The sequence below is a fragment of the Pseudobdellovibrio sp. HCB154 genome, from assembly GCF_046267985.1.
Lineage (GTDB): Bacteria > Bdellovibrionota > Bdellovibrionia > Bdellovibrionales > Bdellovibrionaceae > Pseudobdellovibrio.
The window spans coordinates 634,735-661,699 of record NZ_CP176530.1 but is presented as its reverse complement, the minus strand read 5'-3'; the positions used below and the strand labels follow the sequence as shown (position 1 = coordinate 661,699).

The following is a 26,965-nucleotide window of genomic DNA, read 5'->3' as shown; positions in this document are numbered from 1 at the left end:
TTAACCTAAGTATTTCTCGGCAACTTCATAGTCGCTGAAATGAGTTTTTGTTGTTCCAACAATTTGGTAATCTTCATGCCCTTTACCGGCGATTAAAATCACATCACCAGCTTTAGCGACATTGATAGCTTGTTGGATCGCTTTTTCACGATCAACTTCTTTCGTGTAATTTTTAAAATCCCCTGGAAAACCTTTTTCAGCATCCGCTAAAATTGTCATCGGATCTTCAGTGCGTGGATTATCTGAAGTTAAAAACACATAATCACTTAAGCGCGCCGCGATTTCGGCCATCTTTGGACGTTTGGTTTTATCGCGGTCTCCACCACAGCCAAATACGGTAATCACTTGGCTTGAAAGTTTCGCGTCGGTTTTTACTTTTAATAACGACTTTAGTGAATTTTCTAAAGCATCTGGCGTATGAGCATAATCAATAAAAACAGTTTTATCTGAGCTATGCACAACTTTTTGCAGACGCCCCGGAATTCCGTTAAAATCCGCTAAGGCTTTAATGCCTTGTTCAAGCGTAACTCCACAAGTTAATCCTGCAGCTAAGCTTGCTACGACGTTATAAATCGTGTGAACACCTGTTAACGGCACTTTCACGGTAATTGTTTCAAGTGGAGTTTTTAATTCAAACTCAGTCTCTGCAAAATTCATTTTTAAAATCTTAAACTGAAAATCAGATTCTTTTTGCCCGTACGTCCAACCTAAAACCGGTTCTGCTAGTTTTAGCTTTCTTCCGTACTCATCGTCGATATTAATAATTGCAAAAAGCGGACGTTTTAATGAAGACCACATCAAATCAGTGAACAATCTTTGTTTTGATTCAAAATACGATTTCATGTCGTGGTGATAATCTAAGTGATCATGTGTTAGATTCGTGTAGATCACCGTATTAAAGTGAACACTGTCAGCACGGCGTTGATCTAAAGCATGCGACGTTACTTCTAAAGCCGCAGCAACTGCGCCCTCTTTGATAAAATCATTTAAACGACTTTGTAACGTCACTGGATCAGGAGTTGTTCCTTGGTTTTCCCAAGTTTTGTGACCGGCGCGGTGATTAACTGTACCGATAACGCCCGTCGATTTACCACGTGCATTTAAAATATGTTCCAGCAAATATGTGATCGAAGTTTTGCCATTCGTGCCTGTAACTCCGAAGCAGAAAAGTTTTTGCGAAGGATAATCGTAAAATCTAGCTGCCAGCAAATCCAGCATTTGGCGCGAATCAGGAACCACAGAAACATGCCCTTGATAATCAGCTGGTACCGCTGATTTATCTTCAACAACTAAAGCAATCGCTCCAGCTTTAATCGCATCGCCAATATATTTGTGGCCATCGGCCTGCGTGCCTTTAATCGCTACAAAAACAGAGCCTTGTTGACCGGCTTTCTGAAGTTGACGTGCATCGAAAAATAACCCCGTCACCTCTGCTTCAAGAGCGTCAGATTGGCTTTGCGTTCCAAGATCAGAAAATGATAATAACTGCTGCAGTTTCATTGCAAAAAGCATAGGATACTTTCTTATGAACTTCAAACGTATACAGTATTTTGACCATCCGACTGATGCTGCGGACCGTCCGTGGGTTATTCTCTTTCATGGTTTCGGCGCTGATGCTCACGACCTAGAAGGTTTAAGAGATTATATTTTTCTAAATTCAAAAGTAAACTGGCGTTTTCCCAATGGCGTGTTTGAAGTTCCGATCGGTCCGGGTTGGACAGGTCGCGCTTGGTGGCCATTAACTTTAAGCTCTTTACCAAGTGATTGGAGTGACTACACTCCGGATGTAATGAGTGCTTTAGTGCCTGCGGTTATTAAAATGATCGAAGATTTAAAAGTGCCTTGGAATAAAGTTATCTTAGGCGGCTTTTCTCAAGGTGCGATGTTAGCCACTGAAATTTATTTGCAAGCTCCAGAAAAACCATTGGGCTTAATCAGCATGTCTGGCAGTTTAATTCGCCAAACTGAATGGACACAAAAACTTGAAGCTCGTAAAGGCGCTAAAGTTTTCTTATGCCACGGCGAAAACGATCAAGTGTTACCGATTAAAGGCAGCCAAAAATTATTAAATATTTTTAAGCAAAAAGGTTTAGAGCCACAGTGGGTGACTTTTCCTGGTGGTCATGAAATTCCACCAAAAGCTTTACAGGGCATTACTCAATACATTAATGGGTTAATATGAGTTACGTCATTGAAACAAAAAATTTAGGTCGCGAATATAAGACCTATCAAAAAAAAGAAGGCATCGTTAATTCGATCAAAGGTTTTTGGAACCGCGAATACACATCAAAACCTGCCTTAAAAAATGTTTCGCTTGAAATTGAAGGCGGACAAATCGTTGGTTTAGTTGGTGCCAATGGCGCCGGCAAAACTACACTTTTAAAAATACTTTCAGGATTAATTTACCCAACTCATGGCGAAGTGCGCGTTCTTGGTTTTGAACCGTGGAAACGCGAAACTGAATTCTTGCGCCAAATGAGTTTATTGCTGGGGCAGAAAAACCAATTATGGTGGGATATTTCTGCTCGTGATAGTTATTCGTTATTAACTAAAATCTACGATCTTGATGTTGAGACAGCTAAAAAACGAGTCACCGATTTAGCGCAAATGCTTTCTTGTGAACACGTGCTTGATACGCAGTTACGCCGCTTAAGTTTAGGCGAACGCATGAAAATGGAAATCATCGGTTCACTTCTGCACGCGCCGCGCGTTTTATTTCTCGATGAACCGACAATCGGTTTAGATATCGTGGCGCAATCTGCGATTCGTGACTTTCTTGAAAATTACGTTAAAGAATACAAACCGGTTGTGATTCTAACATCACACTACATGGATGATATTGCGCAATTAGCAGATCGTTTATTATTAATTTCAAAAGGCGAAATGGTTTATGACGGAACTGTTGATCGTTTCTTACAATCAACTGAGACCAGCAAAAAATTAATTTACCGCTACAAAAACGATCAGCAAGAGCGCGAGCTGATTTTCCAAGATTCAGAATTATCACAGAAATTAAACGAAGTGGTAAAATCTGGCGAAGTTGTTAATTTAAAAATCGAAGAGGTTGATTTTGAAGAAGTTATTCATCGCTTTTTGGCGAAGGAATCTCGCGTTTAGTGAGCTTGCCGTCGTTTCAAATTTAGAATACCGCTTCAATTTCTTTATTGATGCGTTCGTGCAGCCGTTAATCACGGTGGGCATCGAACTTCTTATGTGGTTTGCGATCTTTGAAGCTGCCAATGCTGCCCAAATCGGTGGTTTTGGTCGCGAAAACTATTTAGCCTACGGCGTATGGGCTCCGTTTTTAGGGCGTATTGCGGTCAGCTGGATGTACGAATCCATGATGGTTGAAGAAGTGGCCAGCGGGTCAATCAACGTGATCCTGACCCGCCCGATTAGTTTTTACGAATATTACCTGTCGCAATTGATGGGTTATAAAATAGCGACCACGCTTATTTCAATGGTTGCGCCTTTAGCCGTGTCGTTTATTTTTGATTTACCGATTCATTATTCGCGCTTACCGATTGCGATTGGTTTAGTGTTTTATTATCTGTTCTTAGTTCACACGCTAAGCTTTTTGATTTCAACATTTGCATTTTATATGACCCGCGTTCGTTCTTTAACGTTAGTTAAAAACTTAACGTTATGGTTATTAGCCGGCGAATTAGTGCCTATTGATTTAATGCCTCCGGCGATTGCCAAAATTTTATTGTTATCACCGTTTCCTGCGGGAGTTTACACACCAGTGGCGTACATCACAGGACGCGCGGGTTCAGATTTAGTTTTACAAAGTTTTATCTCAGTAACAATTTCAACTGTGATCGCTATGGCGGTCGGAGCTTGGTTATGGCGTAAAGGCCTTCAGTCTTACACAGGGACCGGTGCCTAGTGAAAAAGCTTTTAAAATATCTAAGCCTTTATGGTGCGTTTTTTAAAGCCAGCTTTGTGGCCGATTTAGAATATCGTTTTAATTTTATTTTACTCGTTCTCTCTGAATGTATCTGGTACGGCACGCAATTACTTTTATATGAAGTAATCTACCGCCACACGAACATTATCGGTGATTGGACCTTAGAACAAATGCGCGTGTTTGTTTTCTTAGCGCTTTTTGTAGATTCAATTTACATGATCTTATGGGATCCGAATTTTTCTAAATTCAATGACGAAGTTAGAAAAGGAAACTTGGATTTACTATTAACTAAACCCGTGAATTCGATGTTTATGATCAGTTCGCAAAAAGTTTCTGTATCGCATATCCCGTGCTTGTTATTCACAGGTGCTGGACTTATTTGGGCCCTACAGGCGATTCCTGATTTTAGCTGGTATCGCTTATTCTGGTTATTTTTGTTAATACCATCAGGTTTAAGTGTAATTTTCGTAGGTCGTTTAGCGCTAAATTCGACAGCGATTATTTTTTCGCGTGCCGATTTCTTGCAGTATGTTTGGTACAGCATTTTTAGATTAGGTTTACGCCCGGATGCGATTTACAAAGGCTTTTTAAGATACGTGCTGTTATTTGTTTTACCCTTTGCGATGGTCGCTTCAATTCCAACACGCTTTTTATTAGAACCCGTACAAATTGGATTTATTGCTTGGGCCGTGGCCATGCCAGTGCTTTTAATGACATTTATGAACTGGTACTGGAAGTTCTGCATGCGCTTTTATTCAAGCGCGAGCAGTTAATAATTGCTTCATTATTTTAAATTCGCAATTGTTTTATCCGCTTTAATTTTCACTTCTCAACCTAAATGTTTTCTCGCACAACTCCGAAAGTAACTAGCGAGGAAATTATGTCATTAAAGCAAAGACTGTTATTGGGCTTTTTAATTTTAGTATTAGGTATTGGAATCAGCTCCATAGCCACAGTTTATGGATTTAACACCATTGCAGATAAATACAGTATGCTAATCTCTCAGAGTGTTCCAAAGCTAGGTGACCTTTCAGGATTAAGAAATCGTGGCCGCCAAACTCATACAGAAATTTTAGTGTTAAATTTAGATGGCCTCAGCGAAAAAAGTCGCGAAAAAAGTACCGAAAGCTTAAAAAAAGCTGTTACACGCTACGAAGAAATTTCGAAAGAATTTGCCAACCGTGGTTTTAGCACTGACGAAGAAAAAGCATCTTATACACGTACAGAAAAGCTGTGGCATGACGTTGCTACTATTGCCCGTGATGTTTTAGCTAATCTAGAGAAGGATAAAAACTTTAAGCATCTGACACCGGAATCTATTACTGATTTAAATGACAAAGTAGCCGCTCACCAGAAAGCTCTCTTAGAGTTAGATGACATTACAGTCGCGATGGGCGAACAATGGAGTAAAGAAGCCGTGGCCGTTCAGAAACAATCAAAAATGTTCACAATCTCACTTTGCTTAGTTCTGGTCTTCAGCGGAATATTCTTAGCTTGGTTCTTAGCACGAAAAATAACACTGGATCTGATTGATATTTCAACCAACTTAATGAACAGCTCGCAATCGGTGAAAGATCAATCTGAGCTTTTACGTGAATCAAGCAACAATTTAAGCGCAGCATCTCAGGAACAGGCGGCGGCCATCGCACAAACAGTTGCTGCTACCTCTGAAATTACATCTATGATTGCCAGAACTTCAGATAACGCGACTCAAAACACTAAGCTGGTAGAAAATGGCTTGCAGTTATCGCATGAAGGAAAAGAAGCTCTTCGTAATTTACTAGATGCTTTTAAAGTTATTAAAGTTTCAAATGCCGACATGACTAAGCAAATTAAAGAAAACACTTCAGCGCTTAATGAAATCGTGCAATTAATGAATGAAATCAAATCAAAAACCGCAGCTATTAATGATATCGTCTTTCAAACAAAGCTATTGTCATTTAACGCCAGTGTTGAAGCCGCCCGCGCAGGTGAAGCGGGTAAAGGGTTTGCGGTAGTTGCTGAAGAGGTTTCTCAACTTGCTGTTTCCAGCGGAAATGCAGCCAAAGAAATTGAAGCTATCCTACAACGAAGTGACTTACGTGTTACAGAAATCATTTCGCAAACATTATCTTCTGTTGAACATTTAACTCAAAAAGGTCTTGAAAAAACCGAAAGCGGCCAACAAATTGCCAATCAAAGCGTATCGCTTTTTGAACAGCTATCTGTCACGGTTGAAAATATTGCCGAACTTACCCGTCAAATCAGCGAAGCAGCCCAAGAACAATCTGTGGGAATTCGCGAAATTGATACAGCTATGCAAAGAGTAGATGCGAGCACAGCTGTCAGCTCAAAAAGCGCAGTGGAATGTTCACATACAGCAGATGTTGCCACACATGAAGTCAATCAAACGGATTTAGCGGTACGTCGTTTACAAAGAATTGTCTATGGCAACAATTCTTCACGAGCGTCTTAATTTAGTTCTGAATTAGATACTCGATATTTACATCAGCGCGGATTTTGATTTTGCCAGGGCTTAGTTCTGTTCCGCTTGATTCCATGTCAGCTGACATCATCATTTTATTCTGCGCGCGAGCCGCTCCGGCCATTGGCGCTGATTCGTAGTTCGCGTAAACCTGTTGGTTTGTGATGCTATAAACACCTTTAATTTTTACACCCGCCGCTTTAGCCAAATCATCAGCTCTGCCGCGCGCTTGTTTAACGGCTTGGTTAATGCAGGCCTCTTCAGCTTCACCTTTTTTATCAGAGTCCCAACCGATATTACCAATTGTGACACCTGATTTTTCTTTATCTGCTTTATTGCCACTTGCCGCTTGATCAATAAATTGACCTGCTTGATCTAAGTTTTTAAAAGTTACTGTTAACGAGTGCATAGCGCTGTAACCTTGAATACGGCTGATCCCTGTTTTGTGCTCGTAAGCATATTCAGGAGTTACGCTGTAGTACTCTGTTTGCACGTCTTCTTTTTTAACTTTGAACTTTTCAGTTAGCTCTTTAACACGTTTTACATGTTTATTGGCCATCTCTTGGGCTTGCGCAGCCGTTGCCGCTTTAGCCCAGATCTGCAGATTAATATTCATGATATTAGGATCAATATTTTTTTCTGAAAAGCTTCCCACCTTAATTAAAGCTGGGGCTACTTCGGCCATAGCCAATGAACAAGAAAAAATCATAGCGGCACTTACAAAAAACTTCAGGCTTAAAAACTTCATACGCACTCCTAGGTGTCTAAAAGAATTATTCTTTTAGAATGATAGTCATCGTACGGTCTTCGCTTAAAGCTTCTCCAGCGGCTGGTACAGTTTGGTCAACTTTTCCACGGCCAATCATTTTAATTTTAATATTCTGATTAGCGGCTTGTTGCAACACTTCGCGCATTGATAAGTCTTTAAAGTCAGGAACCGTAGTTAACGTTGTTGTAGTTTTATTTAAATCCGCATACGAAAATTCTTCTACTTCTTTTTCAGTTTTTTCGCTTTGTGCTACAGGAACATTTGAAATATTTTTTTCACCCAAGACTTCAGGAGCTACACCTTCGCGGCGAACAGCATAAGAAGCAATGCGTGAAAATAATGGAGCGGCCACTTGAGCTCCGTAATAACCTTTTTTCGGATGATCTAAAGCAACGTAAATAACGTATTGCGGGTCATTGGCAGGAATAAAACCCGTGAAGCTTCCGATATAACCACCCGGAATATAACCGCGGCCTTCAGTTCTAACTTTTTGTGCCGTACCTGTTTTACCGCCAACGATATAACCTTCAACACGAGCCGAAACCCCTGAACCTTTTCCTGAAGTTACCGCCGCCAGCATCAAACGCATTTGCTGAGCTGTCTCTTCTGAAATCACGCGGCGAATTTGTTTTGTTTCAGTCGCCATAGTTTGATTAGTTTCAAGATCAGTGATTGATTCAACGATATGTGGTGCGTTTAACATTCCGCCATTGGCAATCACCGCATAAGCATTTGCCATTTGGAGCGGAGACGCGGTCATACCTTGACCAAAAGAAACGTTAGCTAACAAGTGATCTCTCCAAGGAAGACCTAAGATAATACCTTTAGCTTCACCCGGAAGATCAGTTCCTGCTTTTTGACCGAAACCGAATTTCATTAAACCCTGACGTAATTTTTCATCACCCAGCTTTAACGCGATTTTGCTTGTTCCGATATTAGAAGAATAAGCTAAAACTTCACTGACAGAAATTAAACCTTGCGAGTGATTCGCTTCAGCTTCGCGGATGACACGTTTACCGATTTTAAAATGACCGTTTTCACACCAGATTTTTGAATTCGGCTGAAATAATTTTTCTTCTAAAGCTTGAGCGATAACAAAAGTTTTAAGTGTTGAACCTGGCTCGTAAGTATCTGTTACAGATCTATTACGGCGAGCTCCCGGAGAAACTTTTGAAGCATCGTTTGGATTAAATGAAGGAAGTGAAGCAATCGCACGAATCGCTGATGTTTTTGCATCAAGTACCACAGCGTAAGCCGCTTCGGCTTCGTGTTTTTGTAAAGCTTGTTTTAATTCTGTTTCAACAAAGTACTGTAAATCAGAATCAATCGTTAACTTAATTTCTTTACCTTGCGGAGTTTCAGTGAATAACATCCCGTCTTGAATTAACGGTCTGCCACGCGCATCTTTGCGCATAGATACTTTTTTGCTTTCACCTTTTAATTGCTGGTCGTAGAAAAGTTCTAAACCTTCTAAGCCTTGGCCTTCCTTACCTGTGAAGCCTAAAGTTGTTGAAAGTAATTGGTCGTTTGGATAAACACGCTTCCACTCTTCAACAAAACCTAAACCGCGAATTTTCTGTGTTTTAATTTCTTCGACCTGAGAAACTGAAACTAAACGCTCAATCCAGATAAAACGTTTATTTTTATCTTTAATTTTTGAATAAATTTCGTTTTGATTTTCTTTTAACACTTTAGCTAAGAACTTAGCCGTGCCTTTTCTATCTTCGATAATTTTCGGATCAGCGTAAATTGAATATGTCGGTGACGACATGGCTAACTCTTTACCATTACGATCAATGATATTTCCACGGCGTGCTGGCAACGACACCACTGTTTGAAACTGTTTTTCCTGAAGTGTATTTAATTTTTCATGGGGAACAAACTGAAGATAAGCTGCACGGAAAACTAAAGCGGACCAAAGAGTACAAACGAAAATAAACAGAGTGATTATTTTGGATTTCAAGGACGCCCCTCTTTATTCAAATAACTTAAAGATACTGATGGATTTAAATGAATGATCTGAGCTTGTGTTGCACGTTTTAGCGTAAGCTTTTTTGTGGCAACAGTTTCAACCAACTGCGGACGAGTTAACTTCGCCAGTTGAATTTCTTTTTGCTTTTTCATTTCTTTATTTTTTTTGAATTCGCGAGTGTTTTTCAGAACGACATAAGACATGCGGCGCTCTTCCATTTTTAAAAACACGATTGAAAATAATGTAGCAATAACAAAAAACACACTTAAAAAAGGCTTTAACTGCCTAACGTGCTCTGAGCTCATCCTGACCTCGTTGCAAAGTTGCAAATCTAGTTGTCGTTTTGTTCGCGCTGCATTCTGCGTAACGCAAACTTATCCGGCTTTTCCGGTTGCGCACCTTTTTGAAAGATACGCAATTTGGCGCTCCGCGCCCTAGGATTAGTTTTACACTCTTCCTCAGAGGGAACAATTACTTTCTTGTTCACAGAAAAACCTAGATCTGAGTCCTTAAATAAGTTTTTAATTATGCGGTCTTCAAGCGAGTGAAACGAAATCACGGCCAATCGTCCGCCGTCGTTCAATTGCTGCATCAAATTTTTTACGCCTTCTTCAACAACGTACAATTCCTGATTCACCACTAGTCTTAAGGCCATAAAGTACTGAGTCGCAGGATGGAAGCCCTTCTTATGCCAGCCATCAACTCTTTCAATTAATCCAGCTAATTGCAGTGTTGTTTCAAAAGGTTTTGTTTTTCTGTCCTCGACGATAGCCCTAATCGCACGCGCAGGGTTTTGAATCTCGCCGTACTCACGAAAAAGTTTGAACAAATCATCTTCAGTAAATTCATTGATGATTCGTGCCGCTGTCATGCTTTGATTTTGATTCATGCGCATGTCTAGCGGACCGTCTTTATTAAAACTAAATCCACGATCGGCTTGGTCAAGCTGCGGAGAACTAACGCCAAGATCGGCTAACATCATGTCGAATTTTTCGGTGTTGGTTTCAGAAAAGTTATGAAAATTAATATGATGAATTGTAACTTCTGGGTAATTTTCTTTAGCGTAAGCAATTGCCTGTAAATCTTGGTCGGTCGCAACCGCTCTTGTGATGTTGTACTTATTTTTTAATAAAGTGTAGTGACCACCGCGGCCAAAAGTTCCGTCGAAATACGATAGATTATTTTTTCCAACCAGCGAATCAAACGCTGCAATCACTTCTTCAGCTAAAACTGGCACATGACCATTCAATGCAAGTGAAACTTGACTCAAAATAACCCCTTATAAGTAACAAAACCCAGACTAAGGTATGAGTGTAAAATTCGCTTATTTGTCGGTCAAGACAGAATACACTAAACTAAGCCGTGCTTGTAGAATGTCCACGATGCCATTTTAGACAACCCCAAGATCAATACTGCGCCAACTGCGGTGTGGATATGTTGGCGTATAAACCTAAAGAAGATCCTATTCTGATTAAAATCGCCAAAAGCGGAATGTTTCAGTTTTTAATGGTGGTTCTTTTGGGTGTGGCCGTAACGACTTTTGTAGTTCGCACTGACCAGCCACAACAATGGATTCAAAAAATTAATCGTTTTGCTTCGGTAGCCCCAAATCCAAAAGCTAAAACTGAAGCTGGTATTGCCGAAGACCAAGCTGAATTTGAAGCTCCCCCACCACAAGCCAATACTTGGGCTACGCGCACTACAAGTCCAACTTCAGAAATGGCTGCTGACGGTGCTGTGACTGCAGGCGCCCCACAAGCCCAAGCTTTTAGAACCGGCACTGGCGATGTTAGTCCGACACAAACTGTTTCAGCGACAGCAAAGTTAAGAATTCAAATGGTTGAGATTGATCACGATTATTTGAATTCAATCATGAATGAGCGTTACGGTGACCGCACAGCCCTTGGCGGCGATATTATTTTTTATAAATCAAATGCACCGATTAAGCTGAACACAACTAACGCTCGCATTTTAAAAACAGACATTATGATTTTCGGCGAAACAAATAATAACGCCATTAGTGCCGGCAGCAACGCACGTTGGATCAGGCTTGCTATCAACGCACAGGATATAAGATCCGCTCTAAAAATGTTCAGCCTTATGTATATTAAAAATCACCCTAACGATGCTCAGCAAATACCAATTGATTTTAGCTTAAGCCCCGGCGAACAATTATACCTTTCTGGCACAGGTCTACTTACGTATTTCGATTTAGAACCTGATTTAGCCAACGCAGCGCCATTTACAATTTTCAAATCCACTGACTACCGTAATCAAAAAACAACTTTTGCCATCATCATTGATCTGCAGTAAAAACAGATCATGCAAGAACATCACTACGGTCCGAATTTTCATTTAATCAATGATCCTTTTTTGCAAACGCTATTAACCGAACTTTGCCAAAGTAAAACGACGCAACCGCAGATTAACCGCCTGGTTCAACTGATTTACAACGGCCTGATTGTTCACACCGCGAACGCTTTATTTCCTAAAGGTAAGGTCGAAGTTAAAACCCGCATGGGTGAGTCGTTAACTGCTGAAACTTTGGCTCATGAAACCAAGGCCGTAACAGTGAATTTAGCCCGCGCCGGAACATTCCCTAGCCATATCTGCTATGAATATCTGCACTGGTTCTTAAATGCTGAAAATGTAAGACAAGATCATATCTTTGCGGCTCGTAAAACCGATGCGAACGAACAAGTAACCGGAACAAACTTAGGTAGCTTTAAAATCGGTGGCAGTATCGAAAACAGTTATGTTTTATTTCCTGACCCAATGGGCGCTACTGGCGGAACGATTTTATCGGCCATTGATTATTACCAAAGCCAAGTTCAAGGCCCCGTTAAGAGCTATATCGCTCTTCATTTGATTGTGACTCCTGAATACCTTAAAAAAATCCAATCTGTGAAAGCGCCTCTTCAAGTTTTTGCTCTGCGCGTAGATCGCGGTTTATCTCCGGCGCACGTCTTAAATTCACCTTTAGGCCTTTACTGGGAGCAAGAAAAAGGGTTGAATGACAAACAATACATCATTCCTGGGGCCGGTGGCCTTGGCGAGTTATTAAATAATTCTTTCGTGTAAAGGCTGATAAGGACATCATATGAACCCAAAGAATCTGAATCTTAAATCTTATATCTCTGAAGAAAAAATCCAAGAGAAAGTAAAACAAATCGGCGAACAATTGACGGCAAAGTTTAAGGGCCAAAAAGTTGTTGCGGTTTGCGTTTTAAAAGGTTCGTTCTTATTTTATTCTGATCTTATCCGCCAAATTAACACTGACATTACTTGTGAATTTTTCGGTGTATCAAGCTACCACGGTGGAACTTCTTCTTCTGGTGAAGTAAAAGTAACTTTAGATTTAGCGAGCCCGGTTGAAGGCATGCACGTGATCTTAGTTGAAGACATCGTTGATACGGGTCTTACAATGAACTACTTAAAAACATCGATCGAATCACGCAAACCGGCTTCTGTAACGACAGTTACGTTATTAGAAAAACCTGAAGCTTTAAAAGTTCCGTGCAAATTAGATTATGTTGGTTTTCAAATCACGAATGAATTCGTGGTTGGTTATGGTTTAGATTATCAAGGTTACTTCCGTAACCTTCCTTACATTGCCCAAGTACAAAACTTTCAATAATAGAAAGGAAATGTCATGAGACTATTTCTATCTGCTCTTGTTTTAGCGTTTTCTGTATCGGCTTTAGCGGCTGATCCAGCAACAACAACTCCAGCGCCAAATGTTCCGCAACAACCAAATCAGGAAGTTAAGGAAAAAGTTGAAGATATTAAAGGCACTATCGTAAAGCCAACGACTGAACAAACAGCAGCGGTCAGCAAAGCCGCTGTACGAGCGAAAAAGCTTAAAAAGAAACACAAAAAAGACTAAGATTTTTTTCTATAAATCCGCAGGATTTTTTCGTTAGCGCGTTGCGGTCTTCTCGACAGCAACGCTCCTTTTCAAGGATAATTTCTAATTAGAGAGAGGTTATCCCTATGAAACAATACCACGATCTTCTACGTCACGTTTTAAATGAAGGCACAGTAAAATCAGACCGCACCGGCACAGGCACGATCAGTGTTTTCGGTTATCAAATGCGTTTTGATCTGCAAAAAGGATTTCCTCTTTTAACAACTAAAAAACTTCACACACGTTCGATCTTTCATGAACTTTTATGGTTCTTAAAAGGCGAAACAAATATTAAATATTTAAAAGAAAATAAAGTTTCTATCTGGGATGAATGGGCTGATGAACAAGGCGAACTTGGCCCTGTGTACGGCAAACAATGGCGCTCATGGGAAGCGGCTGATGGTACAACAATCGACCAAATCAGTAACGTGATTGAAGAGATCAAAAAAAATCCAGACTCTCGTCGTTTATTAGTTGTGGCGTTCAACCCGTCTGACATCAGCAAAATGGCGTTACCGCCTTGTCATGCATTTTTTCAATTCTACGTAGCTGATGGAAAACTTTCTTGCCAGTTATACCAACGAAGTGCGGATATTTTCTTAGGTGTTCCGTTTAATATCGCAAGCTATGCGTTGTTAGTTCATATGGTGGCGCAAGTTTGTAATTTAGAAGTGGGTGAATTTATTCATACGCTGGGTGATGCTCACATTTATTCAAATCACTTAGAGCAAGTAAAACTGCAATTATCACGCGAATGCCGTCCGCTTCCGAAATTAAAATTAAATCCAAATGTTAAAAATATTTTTGATTTTAAATACGAAGATATCGAAATCACTGGTTATGATCCACACCCAGCTATTAAGGGTGAGGTTGCTGTTTAATGATATTGTCACAAATCGTTGCCATCGGAGAAAACTTTGCCATCGGTAAAGACAACAAACTTCTGTGGCATTTTCCTGAAGACTTAAAATATTTCAAAACCCAAACATCAGGAAAAATCATGATCATGGGTCGTAAGACTTATGACTCTTTAGGCAAACCTTTACCTAAACGTTTTCACATCGTGATTTCACGCAAACCCCAAACCACTGATTTTCCGAACGTGCATTTTGTCACAACAATCGACGAAGCGGTGGCTTTTGCTAAAACTAAAATTGGCGAATGGCCTGAAGAAGTGATGGTTGTTGGTGGTGCTGAAATTTACAAACAGACACGCATGCTTTGCGACCTGCTTTATGTAACCCGCATCCCTGGCCAATATGAGGGCGATACGTTCTACCCTTCTGATTTTCAAGATGGTTTCGCTTTGCGAAACCGCCAAATGTCAGACGTTCATCCAGGTCTGGCTTACGAAGTGTGGGAGAACAGTCGTGCCGCAGGCACGCAAAGATAACGATTCCGTCGAAATAATCGACGATCTCAACATAAAAAAAAATTCAATATTGCTGTCCGAGAATCCGATTTAAAATAGGAATTGGAGTAGAGTTATGGACAATCAAAATACACAGCAACAGGTCGCTCGCCGCTTTGTTACTCAAGAGTTAGCTCATATTGAAATCTACGGAAAGAACGGCCGCATCTTAACTAAGATGGGAAACCTTTCTTCAACAGGCGCTTTCTTTGAAGTATTAAGCCCGAATTTTTCAGTAAAAAAAGGCGACATCGCCCGCGTTACAATTAATTTAAGAAGTTTAAACCGCGTTCACGTTGTGGATTGCGAAGTTGTCTGGGCCAAAGGTCTAGGTGTTGGCGTTCAATTTTTAAAACGCGAAGAACTTCAAGACAAATTAACGAGCGTTCTTTTTTCGAATCAAAATAATTAAAGTTAAAGCTTGTAGACATACTGGACTTTCGTGCTACGGTAATAGTTAATTCGTGTAAACAAACTAACTATTATCACCCACGGAAGGGATCATAATGTCAGTCAGATTTAACTTAAAAAAGTCGGCCCTATTGGCCACAGTGATCTTAATCGCTGTTTCTATCGCGCAATTCGCGCAATCAACATCAAACAACAGATATTGGATGAAAATTCGCGCCAAAGATAAATTTGAGCGTTCAGTGATCGCCAATATCGTTGGTATCGAAAACACGACAGAAGATTACGTTGTCGCATTCGGTGGCGATACAGAATTAAAACAAATCCAAAAATTGGGTTGGTTAATGTCGTACTCAAACTTAGCTGATGAAGCGATGTTCAGCGGAAAAGATTTTCCAACAAAAGATTCTGCTTTTCATAACTACGCTGAGATGACGGCTGAGTTAACTAAGCTAGCTAATGAAAATCCAACTCTTGTAACAATGGGTTCAATCGGTAAATCAACTGAAGGCCGTGACACTTGGGTTTTACGTTTAGGGGCCGATCAATCACACGCTTCAGAAAAACCAGCTGTGATCTATATGGGTGGCCACCATGCGCGTGAACACTTATCAATGGAAATGCCATTGATGCTTGCGCAACACTTAGTTGCCCAGTACAAAGCTGGCAACGAGCGTATCGTAGGTTTAATGAATAACCGTGATATTCACATTATTCCGATGGTAAATCCAGATGGCGCTGAATACGACATTCAAGACGGCAGCTACAAAATGTGGAGAAAAAATCGTTCACGTAATGCGAATGGTACTTTCGGTACGGATTTAAATCGTAACTACAGTTACAAATGGGGCACTGGCGGCTCTTCAACGAATCCAAACAGCGATACGTACATGGGAACAAAACCGTTCTCTGAACCTGAAACCATCAACATCAAAAACTACGTTGAAGCTCACACAAACATCACTACACTACTGTCATTCCATACATACTCGCAGTTAATTCTTTACCCATGGGGCCACAAATACGATGGCCTCGAAAACACAAAAGATGCGCAAGTTTTCGAAACAATGGCCAAGAAAATGGCTGAATGGAACAAGTACACTCCGCAACAAGCTTCTGATCTTTATATCGCCAGTGGCGACACAACAGATTGGGCTTACGGCGAACACAAAATTTTTGCTTTTACTTTTGAGTTAGATCCATCGCAAAGTTCAGGTGGCTTTGGTGGTGGTGGCTTCTATCCAGGTGCTGGCGTGATTCAACCGGTATTTAATAAAAATATTGAGCCTGCTTTATATTTAATGGAATACGCGGATAATCCATACCGTACTATTAATGTGAGCATCGGACCAATCGGTCCTATCCCAAACCCTTAAATGGGTCTGACGGCAGGACGCCGTCAGAAGCTCGCCACGGATGGTAGCTTCGCGTTACATATTTGAAATCATGGTCTCTACGAAATTCTTCGCCGAGTTGAAGTAGAGACCTACTCCGAATAAAATCAAAGACGCCGCTAACTTCGTAAAAAACGGCACGTTACTTCCCAAGTAAGCTTTCTGGAAAACCATCCATAACTTTTTACCGAATGATTTTTTTACTTTCTCTTCTGGTGTTAACACTGTTGAAGCTTGGAAACCAAAAATCACTAATGATACTAAAATCACAATGCCTTCCAGAGGCCATGCAATAAATACGTAGCCCACGCAAAACTGGATAAACTTAAAAATATCTAAAGGATTTTTAACCAGGCTTTTAGTTTCTTGCCATAAAATTGAAGAAGCTAACTCACGTTTTACTTCTTTAATTTTTTCTTGGTCACCGATCATTTGCAGCTGTTTTAAATAAATCTTTTGAATCGTTAATTTTGCGCCATCATCTAGGCTTGTTAATAAACTGGCGTCATACAAAGTATCGATTTGTTTTGATGTTAGCTTATTTAAACTCATTCCGCCATGAAGAGCGGCGCGCGCAATCTTAGCTGCGTAAACTTTTACACCCGTATTCCACTTCGAAGATTTTTTTAAAGATTCTAAGTGGCGCGCCGTCATATCCATCGGATATTCAAGCTCATGCAGGTAATAACTGGCAAAAAACATGTCGGTTCTTTTTTTATCTTTAGCAGAAGCGTAGAATAAACTAGTGCCTTGGCCCATTAACATATCGTGAAGTTTATCGAAGTGATCAGAATCAACCGTAAGACTTACTTCATTGGCTTTTTTAATCGCCTGGCTTAAACCATAAAATTCAAACTGCATTTGTTTTCTAAGTTTGTAGTTGATGGGTAAGTTAAAAGCTAAATTTAAACGGTTTACGAAATCTAAAATTTTTTGCGTTAAAACATCGAAATGAAAATCAGCTAATTCTTTTTCTGTTAAAAGTTGAAAGTTTTGTTTTTTCTCTAGTTTTAAGAATAAGTAATCAAGGGCCACTTGCGAATTGTTAAGCCCGTCTTTTTCAAAGGTCTGAAATGCCTCAGAAGAAGTTTTTGCCAGAAGGCTTTGGGCCGCTTTACCCACCTTCGCATCGGCTAAAGAGAACCAAAAAAATGTCAGAGTGAACAAGCTCACTAGGCTTCGTGTAACTGTTTTCATAAAGCCTTTATTACCCAATATTTAGGCAAATTTGAATTAAAAACTCATATATTCGATTTGGTATAGAATTATAACAAGGCGGCTGACAATTCTCGGCCCCTGTCTAAGGCTCCAAACCTGTTTTATCGTTTATAAGCAGCTAATGCTGTTTCATCCTGGAACGCTTTATGCAAAAATCCCAAAGCATGTTGAACGTAAAAATGAACTCAAAAGTAAAAAGCACTATCTCGGCCCTATTTCTGACAGCCTTTATGTTGTTAACAACGGCTTTTACGAACGCCCCATCTTCTACCCTAGAAAAGTGTTTAGACGAGCAACCTAACGAAATTCGTGAATGTTTAGGTAAAACTTCAAAGCACATCACGTTAAGCAGCTGCTTTGAGCAAGTGAACACAGTTAAATCAAACTACTTAAAAGAAAATGTTCGCGAATACTGCTTCTATCATATTTCTGAATTTCCAAATTTGAAATCATGCGTAGGTAAAGCCCGCCAATTCACTGATGCTGAAAATCATGATGCGGCTTTATTTAACTGCTATTCACAATTTGAATCGACAATCAAAAAAGCGACTTGCGAAGCCATGTCTAAAATGTTTCGTTTTCCAGAAAAAGGCCGCTACTTAAAATCGAACTGCAGTAATTTGAATTAATTCTTAAAAATTAAAGACCAGCTGTTTTAAAATATTTAGCGCTGGCTTTTTTAGGTAAAACTAATGGCACACCTGATGGGATCACTTTGCTTTTCTTAAGTAAAGTCATGTTTAAGTGCGGATTGAATTTTCTTAATTTATCTAAGCTTCCACCGAAATATTTAAGCGCTTCTTTTTTCGGAACAGCTTTCGCTGTGATTACACGGTTCATGGGAAGCGGTTTCGCTTTCAAAAGATCATCACCAAATAACGATTTAGCTTCTCTTTCAACTTCTAATACTGCTAAGAAACACGCGTAGAAATTTTCTGAAGCAAAACCCCAACTTCTTGTTTTATCATCTGATTCAATTAAATCTGGCAAATAATTCGAGTTACTGACGCGAACCATTTTTTTGATTCCACCTAAACCGTGATTGTAAGCAGAAATTGCTAACGGCCATTTTTTTAAAGCACGGTAGTTATCTTGTAACATGTCAGCGGCAAGTAAAGTGGCATAATACGGATGATTACGTTTGTCGTAGAAGTTTTTAATGTAACCTTCAGGGCGTGCTACAAACGGCATGATTTGCCATAAACCGCTGGCTCCCACTTTTGATTGCGCATTAACGTTAAAAGAACTTTCTACAAATGGTAGACGTGATAATTCAACCGGAAGATTTTTTTTGCGAAACACATCTTCCATCATCGGAAGATATTGGCCAGATAAGAATAACGCTTTTTGCATGCGCTCTTTAAGACCTGTTTGCAAACGAATGCGCTTTACGTTTTTAATTTTCCATTTAGCCGCTAAGCGAATGCGCTCGTAATTAATCAGATTATCGATTTTTTTTCTTTTTTCAGAAGCTGTTAGATTTTTATTGTTTTGGATATGTTCCCAACTAATTTCGCCAAACACGTATTCTGGAAAATCAGGGTCATGAAAAAGCCCTGCTGTTTCTGGAACTTCAGAGTAAATCTTTTTCCAGAAATCTACGCGACCACGCATATCTTCGTTAGCTTTAAAAACCGATTTTTTCGGAAGTGTTGACTTCCACTCTGTCACCAGAGCTTGGCTTTGAAGGCTTGTTAGAAAAATAGCGATCGCTAGAAATAAAAATCTCACTTATTTATTTTAGAAGATAAATTAGGATTTGATCAAAAGCTTCACGCACACGGGCCTCATCTTGTGGACCATTGTATAGAAACGCGAAGCGGTAAATGTCCCCGTTCTTTTGTCCAGCATAGCCTGCTAAAGTGACAACTCCATCTAGATATCCCGTTTTCGCACGCACAAAGCCTGCGGCTGGAGAATTTTTCATACGTTTTTTCAAAGTGCCATCAATGGCTGCAATTGGAAGAGACTCTAACAGCGTTGGAAAATAGCGAAAATCATTTTGCATGGCCTTTAACACGGCTCCCATGGCGTGAGCTGACAATTGGTTATCACGAGTAAGTCCAGATGGATTAAAAATTTTAAAGTCTTCTTTTCCTAACCCAATCTCTTTAAGGTCTTTCTGAATCACCTTTACACCAGTCGCTAATGTCGCCGGAGTTTCACCCGATAAGGCCGCCATATTCTTAGTTAACATTTCGGCCACGTAGTTATTCGAAAATTTATTCATATCAGCCAAGATCATCGATAAACTTTTACTTTCGAAAGTAACGATTTTTTCTGCCGCAGAAGGAGTTTTTCCGTGTTTAACTTTACCTTTAACCTCGATGCCTCTTTGCGCTAAAAAAGCCCGTAAATTTTCACCGGCCCACTGTTCAGGATCAGCCACGTTTTTATAGTAAGCTTTTTCTAGCCCACCTTTTAATACATCACCCGTTACAGTGATGGTGCGCTCTTTCTGATTCACATCGATAATTAATTCGCGGCTCAGTTTTTTCTTAGTCACTGTTTTATTGATTAAACCGAAATATAAATTTTCCGGATCAAGTACGACCTGGGCTTTATCATTTTCTTTTTCGCCCGGCTTAACAAATATATTTACTGAGTTCCAATTAAAGCTCATCGCCCCAACCGGCGCATCATACGAACGATCCACACGTGTTGATTCGCGCGAATTATCGAATCTGACATCATCAAAATAATAATCATCAACAATAATGTCTCCAGAAATTAAACGAACTTTCTGACGGGTAAATTCGTTGACCAAATACCATAAATTTTCAGAGACAAAACTAGGATCACCATTACCTTTTAAGTAAAGATTTTTTCCGTCATAGTATAACTCAGTTTTAAATTTCTGTGTCAGATCAATGTTTTTTAACACTGAATACGAAGTTAAAAGTTTTGAAATTGAAGCCGGAATATATAATTTTTTAGCGTTATTCTCGGCGATATCTTGGTCTTTCAAAGAAACAACAAGGCCTACATGCTCAAGGCTAATCTTGTTTTTGATTAGAATTTCTTTAACGGCTCCCTGCAAGGATTGAGAAGTTTGCGCTTGCGCCGAGTAACTCGTTAATATGAGTAAGATAGCTAGACAAGTCGACCGACAGGTCGCCAGACTATAGTTGAGTAAAATTAATAATCGCAATATGTAGTTCATTTTATAAACTGTATCGGCAAAATAGTGATATGAAAACTAGAGATTGGCTTTTGGTCGTCGCAACACTACTTTTAGCAGTGATTGCTGATCAAGCTTCAAAAAATTGGGCGTGGACAATGACAGAGCACTGGGTGGGACCAATCCACTTCGTTCTCGTAAACAATGATGGCGCTATGTTAGGTATGTTTTCAAAACTACCTGCGTTTCTTCGCATCGTAACTTTATCAACAAGCGGCTTTTTTATTTTAAGCTTATACGCTTTCTTACAATTTATGGTTCCAGTGAAAGTGATGCGACTACGTTTAGGTTTATCACTTTTAGTTGGCGGTATTTTAGGAAACGTTTTAGACCGCACCTACTATGGTTATGTTTTAGATTTTATCAGTATGAAAATCGGCAACTACCACACACCAATTTGGAATGTGGCCGACATGATTCAATGGGTTGGTTACGCGCTGTTAATTTATTCATTATTCAAAGACGGCAAACAACTTTGGCCTGATCAAGATTACCGAAATAAATTCTGGATCAATAAACGCTTTCAGTTGAAATACGCTTTTATTTTTATCGGTACTGGCGTGTTAGTTTCACTAGTATGTATGGTGTTCTCATACACGTATTTTAAAATCGCCCTTAAAGAATTAGGCGTTTACGAATCCCACGAAGAATACACAAGAGCTTTCTTATATTCATTCGGAATTCTAGTTCTGGCGTTTTCGATTGTTCTATTTTCGGTGGCGAAATTCATCTCACACCGAATCGCAGGCCCAGTCTATGCGTTCGAACGCTTCTTAAGCGCAGCCCTTGACGGCAAAGGCTTAGACGAAGAGAAAAAAGCCTTACAACTACGCGCTGGTGATGATTTCAAACACTTAGAAAAGCTAGCCGAAAAAATCAAAGCCCGCCTCATCGAAATTCACAAAGACTAAACGAGTTCGATATCAATAATCTTTGAAAGATAAAAACGTTTGCGCTGATTGTCTAAACCACATTCAGCGTGCACATAATCCCCGTCTGGGTTTCTAACGATACCCTTAGGAGTAATCGGGCGAAGTTTATTTTTACTTTGCCCGCCTTCATAAACAATTTGAATCGTCTTTTGCTTTTGAATCGCATCAACCAGGGATTTAATCTGCTCTGTTTGTTTTGAAAATAGCGTGTAGTTCGCCCACTCTAATTTTTTAACTTGCACCGCTTTTAATTTTTCTAACGATGGCACATCTAATTTTTCTGCGGCTTTCATGAAGACTTGTAAACACGCGTAGGCATCATCATAAGCTCGGTGTGCGTCACCACCCACTAGATTTAATTCTTTCACTAACGTTTGTAGTTTGTGGTTTGTTGTATGCAATAAAGCTCTTGAAATTAAGCTCGAGCACAAGTGCACATTCGTTGGAAACGGTAAGCCCGCCTTTTCAAATTCAGGTGCAATAAAACCCAAATCAAATGGCGCATGATGGGCGATTAATAACGAATCTTTGATAAATTCATGAAAGGCCACGATTTGATCTTTCATCAATGGCGCATCGGCCACCATTTCATTAGTGATACCGTGAATATTGATATTATCTTGGGTCATCGGTTTTGATGGCTTTAATAACGTCTGAAACTGGCCGATGATTTCGCCTTTGAACCATTTAACAGCCCCAAGCTCGACAATTTCTGATTCTAAGGGGTATGGACCACTCGTTTCAGTGTCAAAAGCAACGATTGGATAATCCGACCACAGGGAAAGTTCGTTAAATAGACTCATAGGCTCCAACTTTGGTATGTATCATTCTAGCTTTGATTGCTTATTTGTGCATTAATTCTGACAATAAAACAATGACGTTCTTGCGCCACAGGGCTGCTTCACTTCTTTTTGTTTTTACGCTGGCTTCACAGCTAGCAATGGCTGCCCCTACCTATTCGGCACAACCGGGCGATAAAGATAAAAAATCTGACAAAGGCGGCGGTGGTGCGACTCCAAACTACGGCATCTCTGGTTATGCGCGCTTAACTTCAAACTTTCTTGATCGTGGTATTTCTTATAGCAATAACGGTTTTGCTATGAATGCGACAGTCTTAGTTAATCTTGGTAGCCAATTTAAACTGGGCTTCTGGGGTTCTAACATTTCTAAACTGGGAAATGATGATGATAATCTTTGGCTTAAATATGTCGCCGAAGTTTTTGTCGACTTTCAATCAAATTCAAAATTTGTTTTCTATGTGCACGATGATCATTTTTATAAAACGCAAAACCGCAACGGCATTCGCTATGGTTTTAGATTAGATTATTCGCGCTTCTCTGGACTTTTGGAGTGGCAGAATAACTACGAAGGCACGGGCTCATCCGCTTATTACGCGCGCGTGAAGTTGAATACCAAGTTTAGCGAAAGAACGGGCTACGAGTTAGGCGCAGGTTACACGATGGAGTATTCGCAAGTTTACGCTAACTATATCGATTTATTAGCAACTGGTTATTACAATGCTTTTCCGAATAGTCGTATTGAAGCCGGCATGACTTTACCGAGTAATACATCACAATTCGGTGATCGTTCTAAACCCGGTTATTTTCTTGGTTTTCAGTTAAATTATTAGAAGTTACTCTTTTAAGTTGCTACCAGGATTGAATTCCTGATCAAGCTTCATCACTTCGATATCGACAGGATTAATTAAATTTAGATTCGGGTCCGCACCTGGAGCAGGTTTTGCTTTTGGTTTTTCTTGCGGCACTAGATCTAATTTACTTTCTTTTTTGGTATCACCAAATAAGCTTTCTAACTTACGGCGTTTTTTACCTTCAACTTCTTTTTGACGGATGCTGACGCGGATAAAACCCATCAAACGTTCTGGATCGTAATCGCCTTTTTTATCTTTAATGTTCGTAGCGCCAACTACAGTGTTCGTGTTGGAATCAAACGCTGCATTTACTTTATTTGTCACTAAAGCTAGACGCTCTAACGCTACTTTATCTGCTGTTTTAGCTTTTTGATCAGGAACTAACTGAATAAATAACGCTGAAGTTACTTTGATCTCAGCATCTTTTAAACCAGCAGTTACCGCTGTTAATTTATCCATCACATCAACAAAGCCCACTTTTGGTTGTGAACTTCCGCGTTCGAATAAATACACATCTGGAATATCAAAATCAAAACCGTCTTGCGAAATTTCTACGTTCTTCGCAATATCAGTCATTTTGTCAGCCATGTAAGCGGCGACAACTTTTTCTGAACCCATGTCTAAAACATTCGGGCTCTTCGTTGAAGGCTCCATAAAACTTTGCATCGCTTTTAATGGTTCATTCACGAAATCTAAGAATAATTTTTCAAGAGTAATTTCCGCACCGAAGTTTTGAAAATTGTATTCGATCACTGAAGGTGTAGAAAAATAATCAGAAATCGCTTTTTTAGTTTGATCTGATTGACTCATTAACCACATAACTAAGAAGAATGCCATCATCGCTGTCATGAAATCGGCCAAGGCAACCTTCCACGATCCACCATGGTGACCGCCGCCTTGTACGATAATCTTTTTAATAACGATTTGCTGTTTCTTAGCCATTTTTCAATTCCGTTCGAATTATGCCGCAGCTTTTTTAATATCTTTTGTCGCTTTATCTAATTCATCAAATGTAGGACGCTCTTCCGGCATGATCGTACGACGAGCGTACTCAACACATACTAACGGAGGCGAACCACGTTGAAGAGCAACAACGGCTGCTTTAATACAGTTTAAAAATCTTCCTTCAGCTTCGATATCTGCAGCCATTTTAGTAGCTGTAGGACCGATAAGACCGTAGGCACCGAATACCCCTAACATTGTTCCTACTAGGGCGCCGGCAACTAATTGACCGATCTTTTCATTACCTTCAGTTAAGTGACCCATCGTTTTCACGATACCAAGTACGGCGGCAACGATACCTAAACCCGGGAAACCATCCGCCACCATTTGCACCGCATGTTGTGCTAAGTGTTCTTCGGCGTGGATTGCTTTTAAGTCATTATCCATTAAGTCATCGATGTCGTACTGAGATAAGTCTGTCGATAAAATAACTTTCATCGTGTCACATAAAAAGTGAACCGCGTGGTGATTCTTCATAACTGTTGGGTAAGCTTTAAAGATATCACTTTGTTCTGGTTGCTCGATGTGCTTCTCTACCCCTTGTGGACCTTCTTTACGAAACACTTGGAATAATTGGAAAAGCATTTGCAATAAATCTAAATAATCTTTTTTCTGCGGACCTTTTGAAGTCATCGCATGAATTCCTAATTTGAAACCTGCTTTGATAACTTTCATTGGATTTGCAATGATGTAAGCACCTAATGCGGCACCACCGATGATCATTAGTTCTAGCGGCGCAGAGTGAATGATAACGCCGAAGCCACCACCGGCTAACGCGTATCCACCAAACACCATGGCGAAAACTACTAATATACCTACAAATCCCATTGAGACCTCTTTTTCCTACAATCGTTTCATCGGTAGACTGGTGACCAAAGTTAATGCAGTCCTGTTGAATCTAGAAAAAGGTCTAGGTTTTTACGATGCCTTTAAGAGTGAATAATGGTAAATTAATTCCCATAACGTTCCGAAGGGTAAGTATGACTAAGGTCGTAAGTGTTTTTTGTTTAATTTTTCTTTCGTTCTGCTCTGTTTTTGCAGCCAATGATGTGGCCGGCAAACTTACAAGTGGTGAAGCACAGTTTCATATTCTGACTCAACCGCTAACGCTGCAGGAAGGCCAAATCAAATCGGCCCGTATTTCAGTCACTTTACCTAAAGGTTTTCATGCCTATGCGGATCAATTTAAAATTTTAAATATTAATCCAGATAACTTTAAGGTTGGTCAGTTAAAGCTAAAACCCGAAGTTGAATTCTTTGATAAGTTTTCGAAAAAAAACCGCAAAGGTTTATTTGAAGCCGGCGAAATTGAATTACAAATTGAATCTCCGGAAAAAGTAACAAACAAAATGGAAAAGCTGATGTTTGATTTAAAATATCAAATCTGCAGCGACCAAGTTTGTTTTTTACCTAAAACTTATAATGTCGTGATTGATGTAAACTTCACACAAATGAAAGAAGACGTGAAACCATCGATGTCGATGTTTTCTGCGGGAACGATTGAAAACCAATTAGCGAAAAACTTTTATTTAACTTTTCTATTGGTTTTCTTAGCCGGAATTTTAACAAGCTTTACGCCGTGTATTTTTCCGATGATTCCGATCACGTTATCTATCTTAGGAAACGATGCTCATAATAAATCCCGCATACAAAATATTTTACGTTCGGTGTTTTATGTTTTAGGTATTGCCGTCACATACTCGTCTTTAGGTGTTATCGCAGCCTTAACTGGTGCGATCTTTGGGCAAGCTTTACAAAACAAATGGGTTTTATCTTCACTAGTTGGTTTGTTTGTCTTGATGGCGTTAAGCATGTGGGGCGCTTTTGAATTACAAGTGCCTGCATTCATCAGAAGCCGTTTCGGCGGATCAGGAAAAAGCCAAGGTTACACAGGCGCATTCTTTATGGGTATGGTAGCCGGTATCGTGGCTAGCCCTTGCGTGGGACCTGTACTTGTTTCGATTTTAAGTTTTGTATCAACCACACAAAACGCTGTTCTTGGTTTTAGTTTATTATTCACCTACGCGATAGGTTTAGGTTTAATTTTTATCGCCATCGGTGCTTCAAGCCAGATCTTAAAAAAACTTCCACGTTCTGGTCCGTGGATGGAATTTATTAAGTTCACTTTAGGCTTATTGATGGTCGGTGTGGCTTTATACTACTTAAAATTTGTAATTCCGATGGAATATTGGATCATCGTTTTAGGTTTAACTTTGATGGCGATTTCAATCTGGCAAGGCGCTTTTCACTTTCAAAAAAAGCACCCTTACCGCCAAGGTATTTTTATCGTAGTGTTCGTAGCTTCACTAACTCTAACACTTTTAGCGGTGTTTAAACGCGATCAAGTTAGCCCTGTTTTTAACAACCAAATTGAAGACGTGGTGGGTGAAACACTGATCAAATGGACCCCATATTCTGAGGCTGTTTTGGCCCAAGCTAAGGCCGATAACCAGCCTGTGATGTTAGATTTCTTCGCCGAATGGTGTGCTGCTTGCCATGAGCTAGAGGAAAAAACTTACACGAACCCTGAATTTATCGAGCTATCTAAGCAGTTTAAACTGGTTAAAATTGACGCTACTGAAGACACTCCCGAAGTTAAACAGATTATTGAGAAATATAAAGTCAAAGGCTTGCCAACGGTCATATTTATCAATAAAAAAGGGGACATTCTTTCTGAGTTAACCTTTACTCAATTTCTTGAGTGGAATGAGCTAAAACCTAAAATGGAAAAAACTCTGGAATAGAA

Annotated in this window: 28 protein-coding genes and 1 pseudogene; 18 read left to right on the top strand and 11 right to left on the bottom strand. The window is 39.8% G+C overall.

What is annotated here, in order from left to right; all coding sequences use genetic code 11:
* Entirely contained in the window at positions 1-1,500 is a 1,500-nt protein-coding gene (locus ACKWCF_RS03375; RefSeq protein ID WP_409479291.1) for a UDP-N-acetylmuramoyl-L-alanyl-D-glutamate--2,6-diaminopimelate ligase, read from the bottom strand.
* A 25-nt stretch (positions 1,501-1,525) separates the two neighbouring features.
* Here ACKWCF_RS03375 and ACKWCF_RS03370 point away from each other — a divergent pair, with 25 nt between their 5' ends.
* The 6 genes and pseudogenes from ACKWCF_RS03370 to ACKWCF_RS03345 all read left to right on the top strand — a co-directional run bounded on the left by ACKWCF_RS03370 (position 1,526) and on the right by ACKWCF_RS03345 (position 6,365).
* Positions 1,526-2,182 carry an alpha/beta hydrolase gene (locus ACKWCF_RS03370; protein ID WP_409479290.1) on the top strand — a complete coding sequence of 219 codons (657 nt, stop codon included), beginning with the start codon at positions 1,526-1,528 and terminating at the stop codon, positions 2,180-2,182.
* Positions 2,179-3,117 carry an ATP-binding cassette domain-containing protein gene (locus ACKWCF_RS03365; RefSeq protein WP_409479289.1) on the top strand — a complete coding sequence of 313 codons (939 nt, stop codon included), beginning with the start codon at positions 2,179-2,181 and terminating at the stop codon, positions 3,115-3,117. The genes ACKWCF_RS03370 and ACKWCF_RS03365 overlap by 4 nt, the downstream gene beginning before the upstream one ends.
* Positions 3,071-3,889 carry an ABC transporter permease gene (locus ACKWCF_RS03360; RefSeq protein WP_409479288.1) on the top strand — a complete coding sequence of 273 codons (819 nt, stop codon included), beginning with the start codon at positions 3,071-3,073 and terminating at the stop codon, positions 3,887-3,889. Before ACKWCF_RS03365 ends, ACKWCF_RS03360 begins: the two co-directional genes overlap by 47 nt.
* On the top strand, positions 3,889-4,683 hold the full coding sequence (locus ACKWCF_RS03355; RefSeq protein WP_409479287.1) for an ABC transporter permease: 795 nt from the start codon (positions 3,889-3,891) through the stop codon (positions 4,681-4,683). Before ACKWCF_RS03360 ends, ACKWCF_RS03355 begins: the two co-directional genes overlap by 1 nt.
* Before the next feature lie 65 nt (positions 4,684-4,748).
* Positions 4,749-5,189, top strand: a pseudogene (locus ACKWCF_RS03350) (MCP four helix bundle domain-containing protein); the annotation flags it as partial.
* A 111-nt stretch (positions 5,190-5,300) separates the two neighbouring features.
* Complete coding sequence (locus ACKWCF_RS03345; RefSeq protein WP_409480242.1) at positions 5,301-6,365, top strand: methyl-accepting chemotaxis protein; 1,065 nt, start codon at positions 5,301-5,303, stop codon at positions 6,363-6,365.
* A gap of 1 nt (position 6,366) precedes the next feature.
* Here the strand turns inward: ACKWCF_RS03345 and ACKWCF_RS03340 are convergent, their stop codons facing one another.
* From ACKWCF_RS03340 to rsmH, 4 genes are read right to left on the bottom strand one after another with little or no spacing between them, the layout of a single operon-like run.
* On the bottom strand, positions 6,367-7,122 hold the full coding sequence (locus tag ACKWCF_RS03340; protein ID WP_409479286.1) for an SIMPL domain-containing protein: 756 nt from the start codon (positions 7,120-7,122) through the stop codon (positions 6,367-6,369).
* Between the two features lie 25 nt (positions 7,123-7,147).
* On the bottom strand, positions 7,148-9,106 hold the full coding sequence (locus tag ACKWCF_RS03335) for a penicillin-binding transpeptidase domain-containing protein (protein ID WP_409479285.1): 1,959 nt from the start codon (positions 9,104-9,106) through the stop codon (positions 7,148-7,150).
* Entirely contained in the window at positions 9,103-9,420 is a 318-nt protein-coding gene (locus tag ACKWCF_RS03330) for a histidine kinase (RefSeq protein ID WP_409479284.1), read from the bottom strand. The genes ACKWCF_RS03335 and ACKWCF_RS03330 overlap by 4 nt, the downstream gene beginning before the upstream one ends.
* 26 nt (positions 9,421-9,446) lie before the next feature.
* Positions 9,447-10,385, bottom strand: coding sequence for a 16S rRNA (cytosine(1402)-N(4))-methyltransferase RsmH (gene rsmH, locus ACKWCF_RS03325; RefSeq protein WP_409479283.1), 939 nt, complete (start codon positions 10,383-10,385; stop codon positions 9,447-9,449).
* Positions 10,386-10,549: 164 nt separating this feature from the next.
* Here rsmH and ACKWCF_RS03320 point away from each other — a divergent pair, with 164 nt between their 5' ends.
* From ACKWCF_RS03320 to ACKWCF_RS03285, 8 genes are all read left to right on the top strand, one after another.
* Positions 10,550-11,428 (top strand): hypothetical protein, encoded by an 879-nt coding sequence (locus ACKWCF_RS03320; protein ID WP_409479282.1) that lies wholly within the window; start codon positions 10,550-10,552, stop codon positions 11,426-11,428.
* Between the two features lie 9 nt (positions 11,429-11,437).
* On the top strand, positions 11,438-12,196 hold the full coding sequence (locus ACKWCF_RS03315) for a uracil phosphoribosyltransferase (RefSeq protein WP_409479281.1): 759 nt from the start codon (positions 11,438-11,440) through the stop codon (positions 12,194-12,196).
* 19 nt (positions 12,197-12,215) lie between these two features.
* Positions 12,216-12,752, top strand: coding sequence for a hypoxanthine phosphoribosyltransferase (gene hpt / locus ACKWCF_RS03310; protein WP_409479280.1), 537 nt, complete (start codon positions 12,216-12,218; stop codon positions 12,750-12,752).
* 15 nt (positions 12,753-12,767) lie between these two features.
* The gene (locus tag ACKWCF_RS03305; protein WP_409479279.1) at positions 12,768-13,001 is read left to right on the top strand and encodes a hypothetical protein; all 234 of its coding nucleotides are present in this window, start codon (positions 12,768-12,770) and stop codon (positions 12,999-13,001) included.
* A gap of 107 nt (positions 13,002-13,108) precedes the next feature.
* Positions 13,109-13,903, top strand: a complete 795-nt coding sequence (locus tag ACKWCF_RS03300) for a thymidylate synthase (RefSeq protein WP_409479278.1) — start codon at positions 13,109-13,111, stop codon at positions 13,901-13,903.
* 5 nt (positions 13,904-13,908) lie between these two features.
* Positions 13,909-14,415 carry a dihydrofolate reductase gene (locus tag ACKWCF_RS03295; RefSeq protein WP_409479277.1) on the top strand — a complete coding sequence of 169 codons (507 nt, stop codon included), beginning with the start codon at positions 13,909-13,911 and terminating at the stop codon, positions 14,413-14,415.
* 94 nt (positions 14,416-14,509) lie between these two features.
* A complete protein-coding gene (locus ACKWCF_RS03290; protein ID WP_409479276.1) occupies positions 14,510-14,845 on the top strand; it encodes a PilZ domain-containing protein in 336 nt (111 codons plus the stop codon).
* Positions 14,846-14,939: 94 nt separating this feature from the next.
* Complete coding sequence (locus ACKWCF_RS03285) at positions 14,940-16,217, top strand: M14 family metallopeptidase (RefSeq protein WP_409479275.1); 1,278 nt, start codon at positions 14,940-14,942, stop codon at positions 16,215-16,217.
* A 54-nt stretch (positions 16,218-16,271) separates the two neighbouring features.
* Here ACKWCF_RS03285 and ACKWCF_RS03280 read toward each other — a convergent pair whose 3' ends face one another.
* Positions 16,272-17,432, bottom strand: coding sequence for a hypothetical protein (locus ACKWCF_RS03280; protein WP_409479274.1), 1,161 nt, complete (start codon positions 17,430-17,432; stop codon positions 16,272-16,274).
* A 185-nt stretch (positions 17,433-17,617) separates the two neighbouring features.
* Here ACKWCF_RS03280 and ACKWCF_RS03275 point away from each other — a divergent pair, with 185 nt between their 5' ends.
* Positions 17,618-18,082 carry a hypothetical protein gene (locus ACKWCF_RS03275; protein ID WP_409479273.1) on the top strand — a complete coding sequence of 155 codons (465 nt, stop codon included), beginning with the start codon at positions 17,618-17,620 and terminating at the stop codon, positions 18,080-18,082.
* Between the two features lie 10 nt (positions 18,083-18,092).
* On the opposite strand, the gene ACKWCF_RS03270 is transcribed toward ACKWCF_RS03275, so the two are convergent.
* Together ACKWCF_RS03270 and dacB are read right to left on the bottom strand one after the other, a co-directional pair.
* Positions 18,093-19,184 (bottom strand): transglycosylase SLT domain-containing protein, encoded by a 1,092-nt coding sequence (locus tag ACKWCF_RS03270; protein ID WP_409479272.1) that lies wholly within the window; start codon positions 19,182-19,184, stop codon positions 18,093-18,095.
* A 4-nt stretch (positions 19,185-19,188) separates the two neighbouring features.
* On the bottom strand, positions 19,189-20,493 hold the full coding sequence (dacB, locus tag ACKWCF_RS03265; RefSeq protein ID WP_409479271.1) for a D-alanyl-D-alanine carboxypeptidase/D-alanyl-D-alanine-endopeptidase: 1,305 nt from the start codon (positions 20,491-20,493) through the stop codon (positions 19,189-19,191).
* Between the two features lie 152 nt (positions 20,494-20,645).
* Here dacB and ACKWCF_RS03260 point away from each other — a divergent pair, with 152 nt between their 5' ends.
* Positions 20,646-21,545, top strand: coding sequence for a signal peptidase II (locus ACKWCF_RS03260; protein ID WP_409479270.1), 900 nt, complete (start codon positions 20,646-20,648; stop codon positions 21,543-21,545).
* Here ACKWCF_RS03260 and ACKWCF_RS03255 read toward each other — a convergent pair.
* Positions 21,542-22,369: an exonuclease domain-containing protein gene (locus tag ACKWCF_RS03255; RefSeq protein WP_409479269.1), complete on the bottom strand. Its 828-nt coding sequence runs from the start codon at positions 22,367-22,369 to the stop codon at positions 21,542-21,544. The two genes, ACKWCF_RS03260 and ACKWCF_RS03255, sit on opposite strands and share 4 nt — an antisense overlap.
* Positions 22,370-22,506: 137 nt before the next feature.
* Here ACKWCF_RS03255 and ACKWCF_RS03250 point away from each other — a divergent pair, with 137 nt between their 5' ends.
* Positions 22,507-23,196, top strand: coding sequence for a TorF family putative porin (locus tag ACKWCF_RS03250; RefSeq protein ID WP_409479268.1), 690 nt, complete (start codon positions 22,507-22,509; stop codon positions 23,194-23,196).
* A 3-nt stretch (positions 23,197-23,199) separates the two neighbouring features.
* Here ACKWCF_RS03250 and ACKWCF_RS03245 read toward each other — a convergent pair whose 3' ends face one another.
* The gene (locus tag ACKWCF_RS03245) at positions 23,200-24,159 is read right to left on the bottom strand and encodes a flagellar motor protein MotB (RefSeq protein WP_409479267.1); all 960 of its coding nucleotides are present in this window, start codon (positions 24,157-24,159) and stop codon (positions 23,200-23,202) included.
* A gap of 18 nt (positions 24,160-24,177) precedes the next feature.
* Positions 24,178-25,047: a flagellar motor stator protein MotA gene (gene motA / locus ACKWCF_RS03240; protein ID WP_409479266.1), complete on the bottom strand. Its 870-nt coding sequence runs from the start codon at positions 25,045-25,047 to the stop codon at positions 24,178-24,180.
* Between the two features lie 152 nt (positions 25,048-25,199).
* Between motA and dsbD the strand changes: the two genes are divergently transcribed.
* On the top strand, positions 25,200-26,963 hold the full coding sequence (gene dsbD / locus ACKWCF_RS03235; protein WP_409479265.1) for a protein-disulfide reductase DsbD: 1,764 nt from the start codon (positions 25,200-25,202) through the stop codon (positions 26,961-26,963).
* The last annotated feature ends 2 nt before the right edge of the window (positions 26,964-26,965 follow it).